This is a genomic window from Cellulomonas fimi (genome assembly GCF_028583725.1).
GTDB lineage: Bacteria > Actinomycetota > Actinomycetes > Actinomycetales > Cellulomonadaceae > Cellulomonas > Cellulomonas fimi_B.
The window spans coordinates 3,826,033-3,849,783 of the sequence record NZ_CP110680.1 but is presented as its reverse complement, the minus strand read 5'-3'; the positions used below and the strand labels follow the sequence as shown (position 1 = coordinate 3,849,783).

The window sequence follows — 23,751 nt, the reverse complement described above, 5'->3', positions numbered from 1 at the left end:
CGATCGGGGCGTCGGGAGCGGGGGAGACCGCGAGAGCCCGGCCCCTGAGGGGGGCCGGGCTCTCGTGCGTCGGTGCGGCGAGGCGTCAGAGCGGGCGCGTGCCCGTCAGCTCGCGGACCGCGGCGTACTGCTCGCGCACGCGCGCGACCGGGTCGGCGCTGTGCACCGCGGCCTCGGCGGCGGCGGTCCAGGACGGCGCGGTCGCGGAGCCCGAGAGGACCCACGCGGCCTGACGCGCGGCACCGTCGGCGACGTACTCGCCGGGCGTCGGGACGTGGACCGGGAGCCCGAACACGGTCGGCGCGATCTCCCGGACGGCACGCGACTGCGCGCCGCCGCCGATGAGGAAGAGCCGCTCGACCGCGACCCCCTGGGCGCGCAGCGCGTCGATGCCGTCGGCGAGCGCGCACAGCATGCCCTCGACGGCGGCGCGCGCGAGGTGCGCAGGCGTCGTGTTCGCGAGACGCAGGCCGTGCAGCGCGCCGGTCGCGTCGGGCTTGTTCGGCGTCCGCTCGCCCTCGAGGTAGGGGACGAGCACGAGGCCGTCGGCACCCGCGGGTGCGGACAGCGCGAGCTCGGAGAGGCCCGCGTGGTCGACGCCGAGCATCCGGGCGGCCGCGTCGAGCACGCGCGACGCGTTGAGCGTGCAGGCCAGCGGCAGGAACGCGCCCGTCGCGTCGGCGAAGCCGGTGACCAGGCCGGACCCGTCGGCGGTGGGGGAGGAGGCGATCGCCGAGACGACGCCCGAGGTGCCGATCGACACGGCGACGTCGCCCGGGCCCAGGCCCAGCGCGAGCGCCGCGGCGGCGTTGTCGCCCGCGCCCGGGCCGAGGATCGGCTCACGCCCGCCGATCACGGCGCGCGGACCCGCCTCGGAGGGGCCGAGCACGCGAGGCAGGTGCACCTGGTGGCCGAGGCCGCGCTCGAGCAGGTCGAGGCGGTAGTCGTTCGTCACCGGCGACCAGTAGCCCGTGCCGGACGCGTCGGACCGGTCGGTGACGAGCTGGTCGAGGCCCGCGCCGCCCGAGCCCGCGCCGTTGCCGCCGAGCCGCCACGTCAGCCAGTCGTGGGGGAGCGCGACGGCGGCGACGCGGTCGGCGTTCTCGGGCTCGGCGTCGCGCAGCCAGCGCAGCTTCGTGACGGTGAGCGACGCGACGGGCACGGACCCGACGGCGTCGGCCCACGCCTGCGCGCCCTTCTCGGCGTCGCCGTCACCCAGCTCCTCGATGAGGTCGAGCGCGGCCTGCGCCGAGCGGGTGTCGTTCCAGAGCAGCGCGTCACGGACCACCTCGCCGGAGGAGTCGAGCGCGACCATGCCGTGCTGCTGCCCGCCGACGGAGATCGCGTCGACGTCGTCGAGACCGCCCGCGTCCGCGATCGCGGTCTGCAGGGCGTCCCACCAGTGGCGCGGGTCGACGGACGTGCCGTCGGGGTGCGAGGCGCGGCCCTGGCGGACCAGCTCCCCGGTGTCGGCGTCGCGGACGACGACCTTGCAGGACTGCGTGGACGAGTCCACGCCGGCGACGAGCGTCATGAGGCTTCCTTCGGCGGGCGGACCGGCGGCGTCGCACGGTCCGGGAGCGGGGCCGGGTGGGGGGTGGGGCGTGGGGCCGCTGCCGCGACGACCCGACCCCGGCGTGCAGGGCCGGGTCGTCCCGACGGCCGACGACGCCGCCCGCCCGGTGCGGAGCCGGGGCGGGCGGCGTCGCGGGTCAGCGAGCGCCGAGCGCGTGCTCGAGGGCCAGCTGGTTGAGGCGGACGAAGCCGAAGCCGCGCGCGGCGACCGCGTCGACGTCGAGGTCCTCGTACGCCGAGGTGTCGGCGAGCAGGTCGTCGAGGGTCTCGCCCTCGGCGAGCGTCGGCTGCGACAGCTCGAGCACGCCGGCGGCCTCGAGGGCCTCCTGGACCTCGGGGTCGGCGCGGAACGCCTGCGCGCGCTCCTTGAGCAGGATGTAGGTCGCCATGTTCGCGGCGGCCGAGTCCCACACGCCCTGGAAGTCCTCGGTGCGCGACGGCTTGTAGTCAAAGTGGACCGGGCCGTCGTAGCGGGGGCCGCCACCCGGGAAGCCGTTCTCGAGCAGGTCGACCGTGGCGAACGCGGAGAACAGGTCGCCGTGGCCGAACACGAGGTCCTGGTCGTACTTGATGGACTTCTGGCCGTTGAGGTCGATGTGGAACAGCTTGCCCGCCCACAGCGCCTGGGCGATGCCCTGCGTGTAGTTGAGACCCGCCATCTGCTCGTGGCCGACCTCGGGGTTGAGGCCGACGATGTCGCCGTTCTCGAGGCGGTCGATGAGGGCGATCGCGTGGCCGATCGTCGGCAGGAGGATGTCGCCGCGGGGCTCGTTCGGCTTGGGCTCGATCGCGATCTTGAGGTCGTAGCCCTTGCTCTTGATGTACGCGGCGACGGTGTCGATGCCCTCCGCGTAGCGGTCGTGCGCGGCCTTGAGGTCCTTGGCGGAGTCGTACTCGGCGCCCTCGCGGCCACCCCACATGACGAAGGTCGACGCGCCGAGCTCGGCGGCGAGGTCGACGTTGCGGACGACCTTGCGCAGGCCGTAGCGGCGCACGCGACGGTCGTTCGAGGTGAACGCGCCGTCCTTGAAGATCGGGTGGCTGAAGGTGTTGGTCGTGACCATCTCGACAGTGATGCCGGTGTCGTCGAGCGCCTTCTTGAAGCTCGCGAGGATGCGGTCGCGCTCGGCCGCGTCGGAGCCGAAGGGCACGACGTCGTCGTCGTGGAACGTCACGTGCGCCGCGCCGAGCTCGGCGAGCTTGTGGACCGACTCGACCGGGTCCAGCCACGGCCGCGTGGCGCTGCCGAACTGGTCCTGGGCGTTCCAGCCGACGGTCCACAGGCCGAAGGAGAACTTGTCGTCGCGGGTGGGCTTGCGGACCATCACGGACCTCTCGTCGTCGAGTGCCCTCGCGCGGCGGGGTCTGCCGCACGAGATTTGTTGTATGGATGAACTTATGGCGGATCCGGGCTAGGGTCAACCCCGTGAAGGCGACGGCGGCGCGGCAGGGGAGCCTGCGGGAGCACAACCTGGGGCTCGTCCTGCGGCACGTCCTCGACGCCGCCGCGACCGGCACGACCCCACCGTCCCGCGCCGACGTCGCCGCCGCGACCGGACTGACCCGGGCCACCGTGTCCTCGCTCGTCGACCGGCTCGTCGCCGGCGGTCTCGTCGCCGAGCTCGACCCCGTCCCGACCCAGCGCGCCGGCCGCCCCGCCGTCCCGCTCACCGCCGCCGCGGGCACCCTCGCCGCGCTCGGCGCCGAGGTGAACGTCGACTACCTCGGCGTCCGCGTGCTCGACCTGTCCCGCGGCGTCCTCGCCGAGCACGTCGAGCACGGTGACTTCCGCGGGAGCGACCCCACGGACGTCCTGACGCGGCTCGGCGCGCTCGTCGACACCGCCGTCGACACCCTCGCCGTCACGGGCGCACCCGACGCCGACGGGGAGGCGACGCGCGGTCCGCTGCGGCTCGCGGGCGTCGGCCTCGCGCTGCCCGGCCTCGTCGACGCACGCGGGGGAACCCTCCGCTACGCGCCCAACCTCGGCTGGCGCGACGTCGACGTCGCCGCGCTCGCCGCGGGCGCCTCCCGCACGTTCGCGACGCACCCGCCCCGGCTCGCCAACGAGGCGGACCTCGCGGCACGCGCCGAGGCCGACGTCCGCCGTGCACCCGGCAGCCGCCCGTCGTTCGTCTACGTCTCCGGGGAGATCGGCGTCGGTGGCGCGCTCGTCCTCGACGGTGACCTCTTCAGCGGCCGGCACGGCTGGGCCGGCGAGCTCGGCCACACCCTCGTCGGTGACGGCCGCACGCTCGAGCAGGTCGCCGGCCAGGACGCGCTGCTGCGCGCCGCCGGCCTCGACCCGCACGACGGCCTCGACGCGCTCGTCGCCGCGGCCGCCGCCGACGCTCCTGGGGTCCGCGACGCGCTCGCCGCGGCCGGCGCGGTGCTGGGCGCCGCGCTCGCCAACGTCGTCAACCTCGTCGACGTCGGTCACGTGGTCCTCGGCGGCACGTACGCGTCGCTGGCCGACCACGTGCGCGGGCCCGTCCTCGCCGCTCTCCACCGGCACGTCATCGGGGCGCCCTGGGCCGAGCCGACCGTGGACGTCGCGCGCGCCGGCGACCACGCCGCCATGACCGGTGCCGCCCTCACGGTCCTGCGGAGGGTCGTCGCCGACCCGTCCGCGTGGCTCGTCGACGGCACCGACGCGGTCTGAGCCGGTCGTCGGGCGCGGCCTCGGACGCCACGTGCGAGGGCCGACCGCCCGGGTGCCTGCGCGCACGACGAGTCCCGCCCTAGGCTGCGTCGCACGACGTCCCAGGAGGCCCGACGCGTGCCCGAGCAGGTCACCGGAGATCCGCAGCCGACACCGACCGGACGGCGGCACGCCGCCGACGCGCCCCTCCGCCGCAGCCTGCCGGCGCTGGTCGCGCGCGGGATCGGCGGGATCGTCGGGGAGTTCCTCGTCCTGGCCGTGATCGCCGGCGCCGCGTGCCTGCTCCTGCTCGGCGTCGTCGCGCTCGGTCGCTGGGCCTGGAGCCTGAGCCCGGTCGGCACCGTCGCGGCGGGCGCGGTCGTCGCCGCGGGGCTCGCGGTCGGGGCGTGGTGGCGGCTGCCGGCGCAGCGCGCCCGGCGGCGTCCCCGGTGGGCCGTCTGGTCGGCCGCGCTCGTGGGCGTCGTCACGGGCTGGGCCGCGTACGCGCTCGCGTACTGCTCCTGCGTGCCGTGACCCGCGGTCCCCGGCGGCGGGCGTCGCCGGGTGCGCCGCGGGGGAGCGGTCTAGGCTCGGCGGCCGTGACCCAGCTCTGGATCGGCACGTACCCCGAGGCAGGCGCCGGCACCCCCGTGGGGCTCGGCGAGGGCATCTGGCGGGTGACGCTCGACGACGCGACCGGTGCGCTCGACGACGCGTCGCTCCTGGTCACGCTGCCGTCGCCGTCGTTCGTGGCGGCCGACGCCGGCGGCCGCACGCTGCACGCGGTCCTCGAGGTCGAGGACGGCGAGGTCGTGACGCTCGACGTCGACGCGGACGGCGGGCTCACCGAGCGGTCGCGCCGCGCGTCCGGCGGCGCCTACCCGTGCCACGTCACCACCGACGTCGACGGCCTGGTCGCCGTCGCGAACTACGGGTCGGGCCACCTGGGCGTGCTCGCCGCCGAGCCGTCGGAGGCAGCCGCGGCGCCGTCGACCTTCGGGCACGAGGGCAGCGGGCCGGTGACCGACCGGCAGGAGGGGACGCACGCGCACTTCGCCGTGCTCGCGCCGGGCGGGCGGCACCTGGTCGTGGCCGACCTCGGGACGGACGAGCTGCGGCGGTACCGGGTGGTCGACGGGGGAGTCGAGCCCGAGGGGATCGCCGCGACCCTGCCCCCGGGGACCGGTCCGCGGCACGTGGGCTTCGCCGCCGACGGGCGCACCGCGTACGTCGCGGGCGAGCTCGACGTGCAGGTCCACGTGCTGGCCTGGGACCCCGAGACGGCCACCGGCACCGCGAAGCAGACCGTCCCCGCGGTCGTCGCCGCGACATCCGACGACGGTCGGGAGCCCACCGCGCCGGTGCGCCACCCGGTCGGCGCGCTGCCCTCGCACCTGGCCGTCGACGGCGACGAGCTGCTCGTCGCCGTCCGGGGCGCCGACGTCCTCACGCGGTACGCGATCGGGCCGGACGGCCGGCTGTCCGAGGGCCGCTCGCACGCGCTCGGCGGGTCCTGGCCGCGCCACTTCGCCGTCGTCGGCCCGTGGGTGGTCGTCGCCCTGGAGCGCGCGCACCGTCTGGCGGTCGTGGACGCGTCGGGCGAGGTCGTCTCGACGCTGGACCTCCCGTCCCCGACCTGCGTCCTCCCCGCCTGACCGTCGCCGCCGGGCGGTCGTCCGGCGTCGTGACCGAATCGTGACCTTCTGCACTTACTGCCCTGTAAGTGTTTGTGGTCGACTGAGCCCAGCCGCGGCCGTTCGCGATGCCGGGCGGGCGACGGAGCCCGCCGACGGCAAGGGCCGCGGCGTCCGGCCGGTCAGGGGCCCGGCCGTGGTGTCACGAAGGAGTGACCGTGCTGCGTGCCCGTCCGACCCTGCGCACCCGCAGGACCCCCGCCCACCCGCTCGGCGCCGCCACGACGGGCACCCGCTCCGGCCCCCGACGGTCCCCGCTGACGGCCGCGCTCGCGGCCGCGGCCCTGGCCGCACCGCTCGCGCTCGTCGCGACGGTGACCGCCACCGCGGCCGCGTCCCCGGCGGCGGCCGCCGCGACCCCCGGCGACCTCGCGCACACCGGCACGGCGACGGCGTCGCAGTCGCAGGCAGACGCCGACGGTACGTTCCCGGCGTCGGCGGCGATCGACGGCGACCCCGCGACGCGGTGGGCGAGCGGCAACGGCCCGGACGAGGACGTCGAGTTCACCGCGTGGCTGCAGGTCGACCTCGGCACGACGGCGCAGGTCGACCGGGTCGTGCTGGCGTGGGAGGCGGCGTACGCGACGGCGTACGAGGTGCAGGTCGCGACGGCGGCGCCGGACGACCCGGCGTCGTGGACGACGGTGCACACCGAGCCCGCGGGCGACGGCGGCACCGACGAGGTCGTCCTGGGCGCGCCCGCCGACGCGCGCTACGTGCGGGTGCAGATGGACGAGCGCACGAGCTTCGACTGGGAGGCGCCGGTCCTGCACTGGTACGGCTACTCGCTGTTCTCGGTCGAGGTGTTCGGCACGTCCGACGCGGTCCCGGCCGCGTTCGGCGCGTCGACGGCCACGGTGCCCGCGGGCCAGACGGCGCAGGTGCCGGTGGTCCTGGCCACGCCCGCCGCCGCGGAGACGACAGTCCGCGTCACCAGCACCGGCGGCACGGCGAGCCCGGGCGGCGACTACACCGCCGTCGACCAGGTCGTCACGTTCGCCCCCGGCGAGACGAGCGCGACGGTCGACGTCGCGACGGTCGACCACGGCCCGCTCGCCCCGGCCCGCACCGTCGTCCTCACGCTGAGCGACCCGTCGGACGGCCTGGTCCTGGGCGGCCGCACGACGACGACGCTGACCATCACGCCGCACGGCTCGCTGCCCGACGTCGGCGCGGTGACCGTGCTCGACGACTACGAGGACGGCGTCCCGCAGGGCTACACGACGTGGGGGATCAGCGCGCCAGTCACCCCGGTGCTCACGACCGCGCCGGGCGACCGGCCCGACGGCGGCGACGTGCTGGTCGCGACGGTCGGTGGCACACCCGCGCCGGGCGACTGGTTCGGCTTCACCCACGACATCGCCGCGACCGACTGGTCGGACCACGACGGCTTCACGTTCTGGTTCCGCGGCACGGGCGACGGCGGGCTTCTTCGGTACGAGCTCAAGAGCGGCGGGCAGCTGTTCGAGGAGCGCGTGGTCGACGACACCGCGGGCTGGCGGCAGGTGAGCGTCGCGTTCGCGAACCTGCGGCTCAAGAACGACCCCGGCAGCGACGCGCGCTTCGACCCGACGGCGTCGGCGGGCTTCGCGGTCACGCTGACGGACCTGGGCGCAGGCGCGTGGCAGTTCGACGACGTGGCCCTCTACGACCGGGTGACGACGATCGAGGACGCCGAGGGCGACGTCCCGATCGCCGAGCCGGGCACGACCGTCGGCCTGTTCACGTGGGGTTCGGCGGGCGCGCAGGTGTCGCTCGACGTCACGCAGCAGGACCGTGAGGGTGGCCCGGCGGACAACCACGTCCTGTCGGGCGACTACCTGATCCCGTCGGGCGGCTGGGGCGGCTTCAGCCAGAACCTGGCGGCGGCCCAGGACTGGTCCTCGTTCCGCGGCATCCGGCTGCTCTGGTACGCGTCGCAGGACACGCGCCCGGCGTCGCCGACGGCCGGTGACGACATCAAGGTCGAGCTCAAGGACGGCGGCCCGGACGGCGAGCACTCCGAGCTGTGGGCCACGACGTTCAAGGACAACTGGTCGCCCGACGGCAGCCGCTGGAAGCTCGTCGAGCTGCCGTTCGACCAGTTCACGCTCGGCGGCTACCAGCCAGGTGACGAGGCGACGCGCAACGGCACGCTCGACCTCACGTCGGCCTGGGGCTACGCGCTGACGTTCGTGCCGAACACCGCGAACCCGGTGGCCTGGGCCGTCGACGACGTGCAGCTCTACGGCTCGGCGGTGCCCGCACCGACGGCCGAGGTGACTCCCGCGCAGGACGTCGTCCTCGTCGACCCGGGCGAGACCGCGCAGGTTCCGGTGGTCCTCACCACGACGGACGGCGCTCCCCTGCCGGAGGACGTCACGGTCGCGTACACGACGACCGACGGCACCGCGACGGCGGGCGAGCACTACGACGGGGCCGACGGGACGCTGACGTTCCCGGCGGGCACCGCGTCGGGCGCGACGCAGACGATCGAGGTCACGACGCACGCGACGGCGGACCAGGACGATGCCCGCGCTCTCACTCTCACGCTCACGGCGACAGGCGCCGCCGTCGACGGCAACCCGCGCGTCGTGCTCAACGCGGTCGGCGCGCCCTACCTCGACGCCGACCGCCCCACGGCGGAGCGCGTCGAGGACCTGCTCGGCCGCATGACGCTCGCCGAGAAGGTCGGCCAGATGACGCAGGCCGAGCGGCTGGGCCTGCAGTCGCCGACGCAGATCGGGACGCTCGGTCTGGGGTCGGTGCTGTCGGGCGGCGGCTCGGTCCCGCAGGACAACACCCCGGCGGGCTGGGCGGACATGGTCGACGGCTTCCAGCGCGAGGCGCTCGCGAGCCGGCTGCAGATCCCGATCGTCTACGGCGTCGACGCCGTGCACGGCCACAACAACGTGGTCGGGGCGACGATCTTCCCGCACAACGAGGGGCTGGGGGCGGCGCGCGACGCGGGCCTCGTCGAGCGCGTGCAGCAGGTCACGGCGCAGGAGGTGCGCGCGACGGGCGTCCCGTGGACGTTCGCGCCGTGCCTGTGCGTGACGCGCGACGAGCGCTGGGGCCGCTCGTACGAGTCGTTCGGCGAGGACCCGGCGCTGGTGACGGCGATGGCCGCGGCCGCGACGACGGGCCTGCAGGGCGACGACCCGACGGACCTGTCCGGCCCCGGCAAGGTGCTCGCGACCGCGAAGCACTGGGTCGGCGACGGCGGCACCACGTACGTGCCGGAGCTCGCGGGCAACGGGTACCCGATCGACCAGGGCGTCACGCGCGTCGCGTCGCTCGACGAGCTGCGGCGCCTGCACGTCGACCCGTACGTGCCCGCGATCGAGGCGGGCGTCGGGACGATCATGCCGTCGTACTCGGCCGTCGCGGTCGGCGGCGGCGACCCGGTCCGGATGCACGAGAACCGCGCCCTCACCACCGACCTGCTCAAGGGCGAGCTCGGCTTCGACGGGTTCGTGATCTCCGACTGGGAGGGCATCGACAAGCTCCCGGGCGGGACGTACGCCGACAAGGCGGCGCGGGCCGTGAACGCGGGGCTCGACATGGCGATGGCGCCGTACAACTTCGGTGCGTTCATCACCGCGACGGTCGCGAGCGTCGAGAGCGGCCAGGTGAGCGAGGAGCGCGTCGACGACGCGGTCCGCCGCATCCTCACGCAGAAGGTCGCCCTCGGGCTGTTCGAGCAGCCGTTCGCCGACCGCACCCACACCGCCGACCTCGGCTCGGCCGAGCACCGTGCGGTGGCCCGCGAGGCCGCGGCGCGCAGCCAGGTGCTGCTCAAGAACGACGGTGCCCTCCCGCTCGCGAAGGACGCGCACGTGTACGTCGCGGGCTCCAACGCGGACGACCTCGGCCACCAGATGGGCGGCTGGACGGTCTCGTGGCAGGGCGGCTCGGGCGACACCACGACGGGCACGTCGATCCTCGAGGCGATCCAGGTCGTCGACCCGCACGTGACGTACTCCGAGGACGCGTCCGCGCCCGTCGGCGACGCGACGGTCGGCGTGGTCGTCGTCGGCGAGACGCCCTACGCGGAGGGCGTCGGCGACGTCGGCAACAACGGCAAGAGCCTGTCGCTGTCGGCCGCCGACCAGGCGGCGGTCGACACCGTGTGCGCCGCGGTCGAGTGCGTCGTGCTCGTCGTCTCGGGCCGCCCGCAGCTCGTGACCGACCGGCTCGACGACATCGACGCGCTGGTCGCGTCGTGGCTGCCGGGCTCGGAGGGTGCGGGCGTCGCGGACGTGCTGTTCGGCGACGAGCCGTTCACCGGCCGCCTCCCGGTCACGTGGCCCGCGTCGGCCGACCAGCTCCCGGTCAACGTCGGCGACGACGCGTACGACCCGCTGTACGCGTACGGCTGGGGCCTGCGCACGGACGCGCAGCGCGACCGCCTGACCACAGCCGTCGAGAGCCTGCCCGCCGGCGACGCACGTGACGCCGTGCAGGCCGTGCTCGACGCCGACGTGTGGGACGGCGGCACGCTCGACCCGGCCGCGTACGGCGCCGCGGTCCCGCTGCTCGCCGACGCGGCGGCGGCGCTCGACGGCACCGACCGGACGACGGCCACCGCCGCCGGGCTCGTCGTGTCGCTCCTGCGCGACCTCGCGCAGGCGGCGGTCACCGGCGGGACCGCCCCCGCCGACGCCGCCGCGCTCACCGCCGACGCCGAGCACCTCCTCATGGCAGGCTCGGCGGGCGAGGCGGCGGACCTGCTCGCGCAGGTCGCGGGCGTCCCGACGACGGCCCCGGTCGCGTCGACGACGTCGCTCCGGCTCCCGTCGTCGGCACCGTTCGGCAGGCCGGTGACCGCGAAGGTCACGGTCCGCGCCGACGGCGTCACGCCGACCGGCACGGTCGAGGTCCGCGTCGACGGCGAGCCCGTCGCGACGGGCACGCTCACGCCCCGGGGTCGCGACCAGGCCGTCGCGGAGGTCCGCCTCCCCGCCGACCTGGCCACCGGCCGGCACACCGTCGTCGCCGTCTACGGCGGCACGGCGTCCACCGACCCGCCCGTCGCCGCGTCGACGTCGGACGAGCGGCGCCTCACCGTGGGCAAGGTCGTGCCCGAGGTCCGGACGGCCGGCACGGACTGGACCGTCGGCCGCGGCGACCCGAAGCAGGTGCACGTGCAGGTCGAGGGCGTCGCGGAGCGCGAGCCGACGGGCACGGTGACCGTGTGGCTCAACGGCCGCCGGGCCGCGACGGGCACGCTCGACGCCGACGGGAACGCCGTCGTCGACCTCCCGCGGTCCACGCGCACGTCGCTCGTGGTGGTCACGTACGGCGGCGACGGCACCTACCACGCGTCGCTCGCGCCGCCGCGGATCCTCGTCGTGCGCTGACCCGACGCCCGCAGCCGACCGCGGGGACCGGACGGACCGACCCGAACCGGACCCCGCGGCCGGCCGCGTGACGGGAGTCTCGCCGCTCGCGCGGCGCTCACCGCGCTCCCGGGGCGACAATGGGCGCAGGAACCCGTCCGTCCCCAGGAGCCCACGTGACCTCGGAGCATGCCCCGCGCGTCGCCATGCTCTCGGTCCACACGTCCCCGCTCGACCAGCCGGGCACCGGGGACGCGGGCGGCATGAACGTCTACGTGCTCGAGCTGTCGAAGGCGCTCGCGGCCCGCGGCACGCGCGTCGAGATCTTCACGCGCGCGACGTCGTCGGACCTGCCGGAGACGGTCGTCGTGCCGGGCGCCGACGCCGGCGGCCGCACCCTGACCCGCGACGAGTCGCGCGAGGTCCTGCTCGCCGACGAGGTCGACGCCGGCGTGACCCCGCCCGTGCTCGTGCACCACGTGCCCGCGGGACCGTTCGAGCGGCTCGACAAGAACGACCTGCCCGGCGTGCTGTGCGGCATGGCGGCGGGCGTCCTGCGCTCCGAGGCCGCGCGCCGGCCCGGCTGGTACGACGTCGTGCACTCGCACTACTGGCTGTCCGGGCAGGTGGGTCAGATCGCGGCGGACCGGTGGGAGGTCCCGCTCGTCCACACGTCGCACACGCTCGCGCGCGTCAAGAACGCCTCGCTGGCACCCGGCGACGAGCCCGAGCCCGGTGGGCGCGTGCTCGGCGAGGAGGAGGTCGTCGCGGCCGCCGACGCGCTCGTCGCGAGCACGCCCGTCGAGGCCCGCGAGCTCGTCGACCTGTACGGCGCCGACCCGTCGCGCGTGCACGTCGTCGAGCCCGGCGTCGACCTCGACCGCTTCGCCCCCGTGCCCGACGCCGGGCGTCGTGCCGCCCGGGAGGCGCTCGGCCTGCCCGCCGACCGCGGCGTCGTCCTGTTCGCGGGGCGCGTCCAGGCGCTCAAGGCCCCCGACGTGCTCGTCCGCGCGCTGGGCGTGCTGCGCGCGACGGGCCGACCCGTGCCGCTGCTCGTCGTCCTCGGCGGCCCGAGCGGCCGGTCCACGGCCGTCCGGGAGCTCCAGGCGCTCGCGGCCGTGACCGGCGTCGCCGACGACGTGGTCGTCCGCCCGCCCGCCGACCGCGACAGCCTCGTGCGCTGGTACCACGCGGCCGACGTCGTCGCGATGCCGTCGCGCAGCGAGTCGTTCGGCCTCGTCGCCGCGGAGGCGCAGGCCAGCGGCGTCCCCGTCGTCGCCGCGGCCGTCGGCGGTCTCCGGACGATCGTCGACGACAGGGTGTCCGGCCGCCTCGTGCGCGGCCACGACCCGGCGGTGTGGGCCGACGTCCTCGCGGACGTGCTGGCCGACGAGGCCGTCCGCACCGCCTACGGGGAGGCCGCCCGCCGCAGCGCCGAGCGGTTCGGCTGGTCCGCGGCCGCGGACCAGGTGCTCAAGGTCTACGGCGTCGCCGCCGAGGCCCGCCGCTCGCGCTGAGCACCCGCGCGGCCTCGTCCCAGGGACGGACGTCCCGGCGACGCGTCGCGCACCCTGCGGCAGGATGGGCGCATGACCTACACCCTCGTGCTGCTCCGCCACGGCGAGAGCGAGTGGAACGCCAAGAACCTGTTCACCGGCTGGGTGGACGTCCCCCTGTCGGAGAAGGGCGTCGAGGAGGCGAAGCGCGGCGGCAAGCTGCTCACGGACGCGGGTGTCCTGCCCGACGTCGTGCACACGTCGCTCCTGCGCCGTGCGATCACGACCGCGAACTACGCGCTCGACGCCGCGGACCGCCTCTGGATCCCGGTGAAGCGCAGCTGGCGCCTCAACGAGCGCCACTACGGCGCGCTGCAGGGCAAGGACAAGAAGCAGACGCTCACCGAGTACGGCGAGGAGCAGTTCATGCTCTGGCGCCGCTCCTACGACGTGCCGCCGCCGGACATCGAGCTCGGCTCGGAGTTCTCGCAGGACGCCGACCCGCGCTACGCCGGTGAGCCGATCCCGCGCGCCGAGGCGCTCGCGCAGGTCCTCGAGCGGGCCCTGCCGTACTGGGAGTCGGACGTCGTGCCGGACCTGCAGGCCCGCAAGACGGTCCTCGTCGCCGCGCACGGCAACTCGATCCGCGCGATCGTCAAGCACCTCGACGACGTCGACGCCGACACCATCGCCGGCATCAACATCCCGACGGGCATCCCGCTGCTCTACGAGCTCGACGAGGAGACCCTCAAGCCCGTCACGAAGGGCGGCACGTACCTCGACCCCGAGGCCGCCGCGGAGGCCATCAAGGCCGTCGCGAACCAGGGTCGCTGACCCGCCCGCAGGACCACGGAGGCGCCGCCACCCGAGCAGGGGTGGCGGCGCCTCCGTCCGTCCGGCGCGGGACCGCGGTGCTGCAGTCCTGGCGCGCCCGACGTCAGCGTGGTCTCAGCTGGCCGAGCGGTCGAGCTCCTGGCTCAGCACGCCGGTGACGAGGTAGGTCACGCGACGCGCGATCGACACACCGTGGTCGCCGAAGCGCTCGTAGTACCGGCCGAGCAGCGTCACGTCGACGGCCTCCTGGATCGACCCGTCCCAGCCGCCCGACAGCAGCGCGGCGAACGTGTCCTCGTGCAGCTCGTCGAGGAGGTCGTCGTCCTGCTCGATGCTCTCGGCCAGCGGCAGCTCGTGGTTGGTGAGCAGCGTCGTCGTGCGACGCGCCACGCGGACGGCCGCGTCGTGCATCTCGGTGAACGTGCCCGACAGCCCGTGCGGGATCGCCTGCCGGGGGTAGCGGCCGCGCGCGACCTGCGCGATGTGCCGCGCGAGGTCGCCCATCCGCTCGAGCGTCGCGCTCATGCGCAGGGCCGACACGACGATCCGCAGGTCGGTCGCGACGGGCTGCTGCTGCGCGAGCAGCAGCACGCAGCGCTCGTCGAGGTCACGCTCGATCGCGTCGATCTCGACGTCCGCGGCGATGACCGACTCGGCGAGCGTCAGGTCCGCCGTGAGGAGCGCGACACCCGCGTCGGTGATCGCGCGCTCGACCCGGCCGCTCATCGCGACGAGGTCGTGGCCGAGCTGCGCCAGCTCGGCGTCGAAGATGTCCCGCATGCCGTCCTCTCCTGCTGCGGCACTGTGCCGCGCGGCCGTCAGGCTCGCACCGCGAGGTGAACGGCTGGACGCGCCGAGGTGAACGCGCGACGGCGGTCGTCAGGAGAGACGTCACCCGGATGGTCTCGCCTCCGCCCCGATTGCCCGATAGGTTCACCTCGTGGGCGTCCGGCCGGAGGCGCGCGGGGTGGCACCAGGGGTCAAGGTCACGACACCTCCCCTGGGGGTCCACGTCGTGCCCCGACCGGGTCCGACGGCCGAGCTCGAGGCCGCCGTCGCGGGTCACCGGGTGGCCGCGGTCGTCGCCCCCGCCGGTTTCGGCAAGACGACGCTCGTCGCGTCGTGGGCCGCCCAGAGCGGCCACCCCGTCGCGTGGCTCACGCTCGACGCCGCCGACGACGACCCGTCACGGTTGGTGCGTGGCCTCGAGGCCGCCGTGGCCGTCGCCGTCACCGACGACGAGCGGGCGGGCCTGCGACGGGCCGCCGCCGCGTCCGACCCCGGCGCCCGCGGGCGTCTCGACGCGCTGCTCGTGGCTCTGGGCCCGCGCACGACGCCGCTGGTCCTCGTCGTCGACGACGTGCACGAGGTGCACGGGCCGACCGCGCGCGACGTGCTGAGCCGGCTGGTCCGGTACGCGCCGCCCGCGCTGCGGCTCGTGCTCGTGGCGCGCGCCGACCCCGGTGTCCCGCTGCACCGCCTGCGCGTCGCGGGCGAGCTCGGGGAGGTCCGTGCCGTGTCGCTCGCGCTCGGGGCCGAGGAGGTCGTCCGGGTGGCCGCGGCCGCGGGCGTCACGCTCGACCGGGCGGGCGCCGAGCAGCTGCGCGCGCTCACCGACGGGTGGGCCGTCGCGGTGCGCATGATCCTGCTGGGCGTCGCGACCGGGCCGGACGTCGCGCGGCGGCTGGGCGCAGTCCCGTCGACGGCCGTGCCCGTGGCCGACTACGTCGTCGACGAGGTGCTCGCCGGGCTGCCGGCGGCGCTCGGGGCGTTCGTGCTGCGCGCGACCGTCGACGACGTCGTCGACCCCGGCCTCGCGGAGGCGCTGGTCCCCGGCGGCGCGACGCTGCTCGACGACTGCGTCGCCCGCGGGCTCTTCCTCACGCCCGCGACGACGCCCGACGCGACCGCCTACCGCTGGCACGGGCTGTTCGCCGCGCAGTGCCGGGTCCTGCTGTCCCGGCGCGACCCGGCCGCGCTCGCCGCGGCGCACCGCACGGTCGCGTTGCACCGGCGCGACACGGACTGGCCGGGAGCCGTCCGGCACGCGTGCGCGGCCGGTGACGGCGCGCTCGCGGTCGACGTCCTGCGCGCGCACTGGCCCGAGGTCCTCGTCGCCGGGGACACGACGCTGCTGCGCCGGCTGTGCGCGCTCGTCGTCGCGCAGGGACGACGGGACGCGTGGCTGCTCCTCGCGCAGGCGGCCGCCGACCTGCTCGACGGGCGCGGCGACCCGACCGTGTTCCCGCACATCCAGCGGGCCGTGGCGTCGTGGGGTCCCGACGACGAGCTCCTCGCGCAGGTGCTCGTCGGCGCGCTCGGGTCGACCGTCGGCCCGGACGGCCTGCCGCACGAGGAGCACCGGGCGCCGACCGTCGACGTGGACGGCCCCGACGTCGCACCGCCGACCCGTGCGCTCGCGCTGTACCTGCTCGGTCGCACCGAGGCGCACGACGGCGTCGACCCGGCCGCGGCCGCCGCGCACCTCGCGCACGGCGCGGCGGCGGCCGACGCGGTCGGGCTGCCCACGGTCGCGAGCGCATGCCGTGCGGAGCGCGCCCTGCTGCTCGCCGACGCCGGCGAGCTCGGGGTCGCGGACGCGCTCGCGGTCGACCTCCTCGCGGCCGACGGCGTCCGCACCGGTGCTCTCGCGCCCGCTCACCTGGTCCGTGGGCTCGTCGCGTACTGGCAGGACCGGCTCGGTGACGCGCGCGCCGACCTGGAGGACGCGCTCGTCCTCGCGGGTCCCGCGCAGCAGGCGGTCGCGGTCCGGGCCGCGGCGACGCTCGCACTGGTGTGCCACGCGCAGGACGACCGCGCGGGCTTCGAGGGAGCGCGGCGTCGGGTGGAGGACGCGCTGCGGGCGGGCGACACGGGGCGGGCGCGGCACGCGACCCCGGCCGGCGCGCCGGGAGCCGAGGACCACGCGAGCCTCGACCTGCTGGGGCGGATCGCGACGGGGCACTGCCGCACCTCGGTCGACGTCGTCGCCGTCCTCCAGCGGGCGCTCGCCGTCGCCGCCGACGACGAGCACGCCGCGCACCGGCTGCTGGAGCGTGCGCTCGACGTCGCCGAGCCTGCCGGGGTCCGCCGCCCGTTCGTCGAGCTCGAGCCGGTCCTGCACGAGCTGCTGCTCGAGCACCTGCGGTGGGGGAGCACGCACGAGGCGCTCGTCGCGAGCCTCGTCGCGGGGGACGCCCCACGCCGGGCCCAGCGCGGGGGGTGGGGCAACCTCGACCTCACCGAGCGCGAGCACCAGGTGCTCGTGCGGCTGCGCTCGACGATGACCACCACGGAGATCGCCGCCGCGCTGTTCGTGTCGACGAACACGGTGAAGACCCACCAGCGCTCGATCTACCGCAAGCTCGGGGTGGCCGGGCGGCGGGACGCGATCCGCGTCGCCGCGGAGCGCGGGCTGCTCTAGCCGTCCGCGCGGCCGCGCGTCGCGCGACGCGGGTCACTCCTCGCCGGGCTCGGGGACGGCGTGCGCCTCGACGAGCACGAGACCCAGGTCGTGCAGCAGCGCGACGACACCGGTGAGCGCCGCGGTGTCGGGCAGGCGGCAGGACAGCACCGTCCCGTCGGGGGTCGGCGTCGCCACCACGTCGGCGTGCTCACGCAGCAGCTGCTCCAGGTCGGCACCCCCCGGCGACCCGTCCACGCGGATGTGGTAGAGCACGGCAGCTCCCTCGTCGGACCGACCGGACCAGCGTCGCGGCGGGGGTGGCGGGGTCGCCTCACGCCCGTCGGGTGATATGCGCCGACCGGCTCCCGACGCGCGCCGTCCAGTCACCCGACGCGGGTGAGGCGACGTCCTGACGTGCCGCGCGACAGTGTCGGCGAGCGGCCCGGACGGGGCTGCGCCGGCGACGAGAGGGGCAGGCGATGGCGCGCACGGTGACGGGTTGGGTCGGGTGGGTGTGGTTCGGCGCGTTCTGCCTCCTCACCGTCGGGTTGTTCAACGTCGTCGCCGGCCTGATCGCCGTCTTCTCGGAGGAGAAGGTGCTCGCGTGGTCCGGCCAGGGCGTGACGATCGTCGACGTGTCCACGTGGGGGTGGGTGCACCTCGTCCTGGGCGCCGCGATGACGGCGCTGGGCCTCGTGCTGTTCACGGGCGCCGCCTGGGCCCGGTGGACCGCCAGCGTGCTCGTCGTGCTCAACCTGGTCGCGCAGTTCGTGTCCCTGCCGATCACGCCGTGGTGGTCGCTCGCGGTGATCGTGCTGGACGTCGTGGTGCTGTGGGCGCTGATCGTCCACGGCGAGGAGGTCGAGCGGGCCGTCTCCTGACGGGCCGGACGGACGAAGGGAAGGCGCACGATGACGACGTTCACCGCGTGGAAGTTCGACACCCCGGACGGTGCGAAGCACGCCGAGACCGCGCTCAAGGAGGCCGCGAAGGACGGGCTCGTGACGATCGTGGACCACGCGCTCGTCGAGTGGCCCGCGGACGCGTCCCGCCCGGACGTGCACCACAGCAACGACGACAAGAAGCGCGGTGCGGGCTGGGGTGCCTTCTGGGGGCTGCTGTTCGGCGGCATCTTCTTCGTGCCGCTGCTCGGCGCGGCGGCGGGTGCGGCGATCGGCTCGATCTCGAAGGCCGTCGCGGCCGTCGGCATCGACCAGGCCCAGCTCGACACCATCCGCGAGCAGGTCACGCCCGGCACGTCGCTGCTGTGCGCGGTGACGACCGACGGCGACCTCGACCGCCTCGGCGAGCGGTTCCACGGCCTGCACTCGACGCTGGTCGCGACGAACCTCACCGAGGGCGAGCGCTCGACGCTGCTGGAGACGTTCGGCTGACGGCTCCGCGACCTCGTTCCCGGCGGGCGGTGAACGGCCGCGGACGGCTCGGTGAACGCTGGGCGACGGTCCCGGCGCAGACGTGCGCCGTCGCCGGTGCGCCGCCGTTCGCGGCCTACCCTGGGGGCGTGGACGGGTTCGACGGCCTTGCGCTGCTCCTCGCCGGCGGCCTCGGACTGCTGACCGGTATCGGGGCCACCCTGGCGTTCCGCGTGAGCGAGCGCGCCCAGAAGGTCCCGGCGCCCCAGCCGGAGCCCGAGCTCGACGACGGCCTGGTGCGCGCGCTCGCGGTGCTGCGCTCGGCGGCGATCGTGCTCGACGAGGACGACACGGTCGTGCGGGCCAGCGCGCCCGCGCACGCGCTCGGCCTGGTCCGCGACGGCCGGATCGTGCCGGCGTCCATCCGGGAGATGATCGCGGCGGTGCGCCGCGACGGCGTGATCCTCGACGAGGAGCTTGAGGTCCCGCGCGGTCCGGTCGGCTCCGGGATCCTCATGGTGCAGGTCCGCGTCGCGCAGGTGACGCCCCGCCACGTGCTCGTGCTCGCGGAGGACCTCACGCAGGCCCGCCGGATCGAGGCGATGCGCCGCGACTTCGTCGTCAACGTCTCGCACGAGCTCAAGACACCGGTCGGGGCGCTGCAGCTCCTCGCGGAGACCGTGCACGACGCGGCCGACGACCCCGACGCCGTGCGCCGCTTCACCGACCGGATGCAGGCCGAGGCCGCGCGCCTGTCCGCGCTGGTGCACGAGATCATCGAGCTGTCCCGCCTCCAGGTGGCCGGTGCGGTCGGCCAGGTCGCGATGGTCGACGTCGACGCGGTGCTGACCGAGGCCGTCGACCGCGCCCGCACGCGCGCCGACGCGAAGAAGGTGCGGCTCGACATCGGCGGCGTGCGCGGGACCCGCGTCCTCGGCCAGCACGACCTGCTCGTCACCGCGGTGCGGAACCTCGTCGACAACGCGGTCGCCTACTCGGGCGAGGCCGCGCACGTCGGGGTCGGCGTGCGCGAGGTCGACGACCTCGTCGAGATCGCCGTCGTCGACGAGGGCATCGGCATCCCGGCCGCCGAGCAGGAGCGCGTGTTCGAGCGGTTCTACCGTGTCGACCCCGCGCGCTCGCGCGACACGGGCGGCACCGGGCTCGGCCTGTCCATCGTCAAGCACGTCGCCGCGGACCACGGCGGCGACGTGGCCGTCTGGTCGCAGCCGGGCCGCGGGTCGACGTTCACGATCCGCCTGCCGCGCGCCGACCTCACCTCCTCGGACGTCGTCGACCTGCCGCCGTCCGCGACCATCCCCCAGGGAGACACCGTGCGGCGGAACGCCTCATGACCCGCATCCTGCTCGTCGAGGACGAGGAGTCGTACCGGGAGCCGTTGACGTACCAGCTCGAGCGCGAGGGGTACGACGTCGTGACGGCGGCGACCGGCCCCGAGGCGCTCGAGCGGTTCGAGGAGCACGGCGCCGACCTCGTGCTGCTCGACCTCATGCTGCCCGGCCTGCCCGGCACCGAGGTGTGCCGCCGCCTGCGCCTGACGAGCGACGTGCCCGTCATCATGCTCACCGCGAAGGACGACGAGATCGACAAGGTCGTCGGCCTGGAGCTCGGCGCCGACGACTACGTCACCAAGCCGTACTCGTCGCGCGAGCTGCTCGCCCGCATGCGTGCGGTGCTGCGCCGCCGGGAGGCCGCCGTGACCGCCGGGGCCGCCGCCGCACCGGCCGGCCCGGCCGTCGAGGAGGAGCTGCTCGTCAGCGGACCCGTCGAGCTCGACGTCGACCGGCACACGGTGAAGGTGCGCGGCGAGGTCGTGCCGTTCCCGCTCAAGGAGTTCGAGCTCCTCGAGATGCTGCTGCGCAACGCCGGACGCGTCCTGACCCGCGGGCAGCTCATCGACCGCATCTGGGGCTCCGACTACGTCGGCGACACCAAGACGCTCGACGTCCACGTCAAGCGTGTGCGCGCCAAGATCGAGGAGGACCCGGCCAACCCCACGTTGCTGCTGACGGTCCGCGGCCTGGGCTACAAGCTCGAAGAGGCGTAGTCCCACCAGGGACACGTCCCCGGACACCGCCGCGCACTTCGTCGGCCACCGTTCACCCCGGGTTCACCCACCGCCGTCCGGCGCGTCACGTGGGCTTCCTACCGTCGGCCTCGCCGCGCACACCCCGGTGCGCGCACGAAAGGACGGACCCACAGTGAAGCTCTCCCTCCACCGCCGCGCCGGGGCGGTCGCCCTCACCGGCGCTCTCGCCCTCGCCCTCGCGGCGTGCGGATCGGACGACCCGACCGGCTCCGGCGACGCGACCTCCGGGTCCGACGAGAGCGTCAGCACCCTCAGCGGTGAGCTCAACGGTGCGGGCGCCTCGTCGCAGGAGAAGGCCATGGACGCGTGGCGCGCCGGCTTCCAGAGCGGCAACCCCGACGTCACCGTCAACTACGACCCGGTCGGCTCGGGCGGCGGCCGCACCCAGTTCCTCGAGGGCGCCGTGCAGTTCGCCGGCACCGACTCGGCCCTGGACGAGGAGGAGCTCGCGACCGCGCAGGAGACCTGCTCGGCCGACGCGATCGACATCCCCGTCTACGTCAGCCCCATCGCCGTCGTCTTCAACCTCGAGGGCATCACCGAGCTCAACCTCTCGGCGACGACCATCGCCGGCATCTTCCAGGGCACGATCACCAGCTGGGACGCCCCGGAGATCGCCGCTGAGAACCCCGACACGGAGCTGCCCGCGGTCGCGATCACGCCCGTGCACCGCCTCGACGAGTCGGGCACGACGAAGAACTTCACCGACTGGCTCGGCAAGGCGTCGGGCGGCGCGTGGGCCCACGAGGCCGACGGCAACTGGCCGCTCGAGGGCGGCGAGTCCGCGCAGGGCACGTCCGGCGTGATCCAGACGGTCCAGGGTGGCAACGGCACGATCACCTACGCGGACGAGTCGGCCGCCGGCTCGCTCGGCAAGGCGTCGATCAAGGTCGGCGAGGAGTGGGTGGCCCCGTCGGCGGACGCCGTCGCGGCCGCGCTCGACGCGTCGCCGCGCGCCGAGGGCCGCACCGAGCACGACATCGTGATCGACATCGACCGGGAGACCACGGAGTCGGGTGCCTACCCGCTGTTCCTCGTCTCGTACGCGGTCGCGTGCCTCCAGTACGAGGACGCCGCGACGGCCGACCTGGTCAAGGGCTTCCTCGGCTACGTCGTGAGCACCGAGGGCCAGGAGGCCGCCGCCCAGGCCGCGGGCTCCGCGCCCCTGTCGGACGCGCTCGCGGCCGACGCGCAGGCTGCCGTCGAGGCGATCGCCGCCGCGTGACGGCACGCCGGTGACCGGCCCGCACCGGGGGGATGCGGGTCGGTCACCGGCTCCTCGCACGTCGCCCCTCTTCGATCTCACAGGAGAACCGTGACCAGTACGACGAGCCCCCCGACGGCGGGCCGACGCAGCGACGGGCCGCCGTCGCGCACCGCCCCGCCCCTGCGCCGCTCCGGCCGCGTGCGGGACCGGGGCGCGAGCCGCGTGTTCCGCTGGGCCGCGACGGGCGCGGGCACCCTCATCCTGGTCGTCCTCGCCGCGGTCGCGGTCTTCCTCGTGCTGCGCGCGTGGCCCGCGCTCACGACGCCGGCCGCCGAGCTGACCGAGAAGATCACGTGGCTGCGCGGCGCGGACTCGCTGGCCGCGTTCGTCGGCCCGCTCGTGTTCGGCACGGTCCTGGCCGCCGCGCTCGCGCTGCTGATCGCGACGCCGATCGCGCTCGGGATCGCCCTGTTCATCTCGCACTACGCGCCGCGCCGGCTCGCGTCGGGCCTCGGCTACCTGGTCGACCTGCTCGCCGCGATCCCGTCGGTCGTGTACGGCCTGTGGGGCGCGCTCGTGCTCGCGCCGCTCGTGCAGCCGGTCTGGGCGTGGCTCAACGAGTACCTCGGCTGGATCCCGCTGTTCGGCGGCGACGTGTCGCCCACCGCGCGCGTCATCCTGACGGTCGGGCTGGTCCTCGCCGTGATGCTGCTGCCGATCATCACCGCCGTGAGCCGCGAGGTGTTCCTGCAGACCCCGCGGCTGCACGAGGAGGCGGCGCTCGCGCTCGGCGCGACCCGCTGGGAGATGATCCGCACCGCCGTGCTGCCGTTCGCGCGCTCGGGCATCATCTCCGCCGCGATGCTGGGCCTCGGCCGCGCGCTGGGCGAGACGATGGCCGTCCTGATGATCCTGTCGCCCGGGTTCCTCTACTCGTTCTACCTGCTCGCCGCCGGCCAGCAGCAGACGATCGCCGCGAACATCGCGGCGCAGTTCCCCGAGGCGAACCCGCTGGGCGTCTCGGCGCTCATCGCGACGGGTCTCGCGCTGTTCGTCATCACGCTGCTCGTCAACATGGCCGCCCGCGCGATCGTCGCGCGCCGCAAGGACTTCTCGGGAGCCAACTGATGACCGCCGCCACCGCACCGGTCGCCCCCGCGGCGAACGCCGACCTGCGCCGGGTGCTGTCGACCGTCGACAAGGGTCGCCGTCGCCGCGACCGGTTCATGACGGGGCTCGTCGTCGCCGCGTTCGCCGTGGCGATGCTGCCGCTGGTCTCGGTCACGTGGACCGTGATCGCGAACGGCATCGAGCGGTTCGACGCGTACTTCCTCACGCACTCGATGCGCGGCGTGTTCGGCGGCATGGACGCCGGCGGCATCTACCACGCGATCGTCGGCACGGTCGAGATCACGCTGTTCGCGACGCTCATCTCGGTGCCGATCGGCCTGCTCACCGCCATCTACCTCGTCGAGTACGGGCGCGGCGCGCTCGCGCGCTCGGTGACGTTCTTCGTCGACGTCATGACGGGCATCCCGTCGATCGTCGCGGGCCTGTTCGCGTACGCGCTGTTCGCCGTCATCCTCGGCCCGGGTGTCCGCATGGGCATCGTCGGGTCGGTCGCGCTGTCCGTCCTGATGATCCCGGTCGTCGTGCGGTCCTGCGAGGAGATGCTGCGGCTCGTGCCCAACGAGCTGCGCGAGGCCGCGCTCGCGCTCGGCGTCCCCCGCTGGCTCACGATCGTCAAGGTCGTCCTGCGCACCGCCGTCGCGGGCATCGGCACGGGCGTGATGATCGCCATCGCGCGCGTCATCGGCGAGACCGCGCCGCTGCTCGTCACGGTCGGCGTCATCGACTCGATCAACTTCAACCTGTTCGAGGGCCGCATGATGACGCTGCCCGTCTACGTGTACCGGCAGTACCAGCAGGGCCTCGTGCCGTGCGCGCCGGACGCCGTCGACTGCGTCGCGACCATCAACTACGACCGGGCCTGGGCCGCCGCGCTGACGCTGATCCTCATCGTCATGCTGCTCAACCTGGTCGCGCGCCTCATCACCCGCTTCTTCGCTCCCAAGAACCTCGGCTAAGGACCCC

General features: G+C 75.1%; 18 protein-coding genes. 14 read left to right on the top strand and 4 right to left on the bottom strand.

Annotated elements, in window-relative coordinates; all coding sequences use genetic code 11:
• Nucleotides 1-85 precede the first annotated feature (85 nt).
• Both xylB and xylA read right to left on the bottom strand, forming a co-directional pair.
• A complete protein-coding gene (xylB, locus tag OOT42_RS17320) occupies nucleotides 86-1,534 on the bottom strand; it encodes a xylulokinase (RefSeq protein WP_273652393.1) in 1,449 nt (482 codons plus the stop codon).
• 178 nt (nucleotides 1,535-1,712) lie between these two features.
• Nucleotides 1,713-2,900 carry a xylose isomerase gene (gene xylA, locus OOT42_RS17315; protein ID WP_273652392.1) on the bottom strand — a complete coding sequence of 396 codons (1,188 nt, stop codon included), beginning with the start codon at nucleotides 2,898-2,900 and terminating at the stop codon, nucleotides 1,713-1,715.
• Nucleotides 2,901-3,001: 101 nt separating this feature from the next.
• On the opposite strand from xylA, the gene OOT42_RS17310 reads away from it, so the two are divergent.
• The 6 genes from OOT42_RS17310 (at nucleotide 3,002) to OOT42_RS17285 (ending at nucleotide 13,561) form a co-directional block, all read left to right on the top strand.
• Nucleotides 3,002-4,237, top strand: a complete 1,236-nt coding sequence (locus OOT42_RS17310; RefSeq protein ID WP_273652391.1) for an ROK family protein — start codon at nucleotides 3,002-3,004, stop codon at nucleotides 4,235-4,237.
• Between the two features lie 117 nt (nucleotides 4,238-4,354).
• Complete coding sequence (locus OOT42_RS17305) at nucleotides 4,355-4,750, top strand: hypothetical protein (protein WP_273652390.1); 396 nt, start codon at nucleotides 4,355-4,357, stop codon at nucleotides 4,748-4,750.
• A 65-nt stretch (nucleotides 4,751-4,815) separates the two neighbouring features.
• On the top strand, nucleotides 4,816-5,871 hold the full coding sequence (locus tag OOT42_RS17300) for a lactonase family protein (RefSeq protein WP_273652389.1): 1,056 nt from the start codon (nucleotides 4,816-4,818) through the stop codon (nucleotides 5,869-5,871).
• A gap of 197 nt (nucleotides 5,872-6,068) precedes the next feature.
• The gene (locus OOT42_RS17295) at nucleotides 6,069-11,252 is read left to right on the top strand and encodes a glycoside hydrolase family 3 N-terminal domain-containing protein (protein ID WP_273652388.1); all 5,184 of its coding nucleotides are present in this window, start codon (nucleotides 6,069-6,071) and stop codon (nucleotides 11,250-11,252) included.
• 155 nt (nucleotides 11,253-11,407) lie between these two features.
• Nucleotides 11,408-12,748, top strand: coding sequence for a glycosyltransferase (locus OOT42_RS17290; protein WP_423775925.1), 1,341 nt, complete (start codon nucleotides 11,408-11,410; stop codon nucleotides 12,746-12,748).
• A 72-nt stretch (nucleotides 12,749-12,820) separates the two neighbouring features.
• Nucleotides 12,821-13,561: a phosphoglyceromutase gene (locus OOT42_RS17285; protein ID WP_273652387.1), complete on the top strand. Its 741-nt coding sequence runs from the start codon at nucleotides 12,821-12,823 to the stop codon at nucleotides 13,559-13,561.
• A gap of 114 nt (nucleotides 13,562-13,675) precedes the next feature.
• Here the strand turns inward: OOT42_RS17285 and phoU are convergent, their stop codons facing one another.
• Nucleotides 13,676-14,341, bottom strand: coding sequence for a phosphate signaling complex protein PhoU (phoU, locus tag OOT42_RS17280; RefSeq protein ID WP_273652386.1), 666 nt, complete (start codon nucleotides 14,339-14,341; stop codon nucleotides 13,676-13,678).
• A 235-nt stretch (nucleotides 14,342-14,576) separates the two neighbouring features.
• On the opposite strand from phoU, the gene OOT42_RS17275 reads away from it, so the two are divergent.
• Nucleotides 14,577-16,985 carry a LuxR C-terminal-related transcriptional regulator gene (locus OOT42_RS17275; RefSeq protein ID WP_273652385.1) on the top strand — a complete coding sequence of 803 codons (2,409 nt, stop codon included), beginning with the start codon at nucleotides 14,577-14,579 and terminating at the stop codon, nucleotides 16,983-16,985.
• Between the two features lie 33 nt (nucleotides 16,986-17,018).
• Here the strand turns inward: OOT42_RS17275 and OOT42_RS17270 are convergent, their stop codons facing one another.
• A complete protein-coding gene (locus tag OOT42_RS17270) occupies nucleotides 17,019-17,240 on the bottom strand; it encodes a hypothetical protein (RefSeq protein WP_273652384.1) in 222 nt (73 codons plus the stop codon).
• Between the two features lie 206 nt (nucleotides 17,241-17,446).
• Here OOT42_RS17270 and OOT42_RS17265 point away from each other — a divergent pair, with 206 nt between their 5' ends.
• From OOT42_RS17265 to pstA, 7 genes are all read left to right on the top strand, one after another.
• Nucleotides 17,447-17,848 carry a DUF7144 family membrane protein gene (locus tag OOT42_RS17265; RefSeq protein WP_273652383.1) on the top strand — a complete coding sequence of 134 codons (402 nt, stop codon included), beginning with the start codon at nucleotides 17,447-17,449 and terminating at the stop codon, nucleotides 17,846-17,848.
• Nucleotides 17,849-17,878: 30 nt separating this feature from the next.
• Nucleotides 17,879-18,361, top strand: a complete 483-nt coding sequence (locus tag OOT42_RS17260) for a DUF1269 domain-containing protein (protein ID WP_273652382.1) — start codon at nucleotides 17,879-17,881, stop codon at nucleotides 18,359-18,361.
• A gap of 128 nt (nucleotides 18,362-18,489) precedes the next feature.
• Complete coding sequence (locus tag OOT42_RS17255) at nucleotides 18,490-19,695, top strand: sensor histidine kinase (RefSeq protein ID WP_273652381.1); 1,206 nt, start codon at nucleotides 18,490-18,492, stop codon at nucleotides 19,693-19,695.
• Nucleotides 19,692-20,408, top strand: coding sequence for a response regulator transcription factor (locus OOT42_RS17250; protein WP_273652380.1), 717 nt, complete (start codon nucleotides 19,692-19,694; stop codon nucleotides 20,406-20,408). The genes OOT42_RS17255 and OOT42_RS17250 overlap by 4 nt, the downstream gene beginning before the upstream one ends.
• A 154-nt stretch (nucleotides 20,409-20,562) precedes the next feature.
• Nucleotides 20,563-21,675 (top strand): phosphate ABC transporter substrate-binding protein PstS, encoded by a 1,113-nt coding sequence (pstS, locus tag OOT42_RS17245; RefSeq protein WP_273652379.1) that lies wholly within the window; start codon nucleotides 20,563-20,565, stop codon nucleotides 21,673-21,675.
• 90 nt (nucleotides 21,676-21,765) lie between these two features.
• A complete protein-coding gene (gene pstC / locus OOT42_RS17240) occupies nucleotides 21,766-22,785 on the top strand; it encodes a phosphate ABC transporter permease subunit PstC (RefSeq protein WP_273652378.1) in 1,020 nt (339 codons plus the stop codon).
• A complete protein-coding gene (gene pstA, locus OOT42_RS17235) occupies nucleotides 22,785-23,744 on the top strand; it encodes a phosphate ABC transporter permease PstA (protein ID WP_273652377.1) in 960 nt (319 codons plus the stop codon). Before pstC ends, pstA begins: the two co-directional genes overlap by 1 nt.
• Nucleotides 23,745-23,751 lie beyond the last annotated feature (7 nt).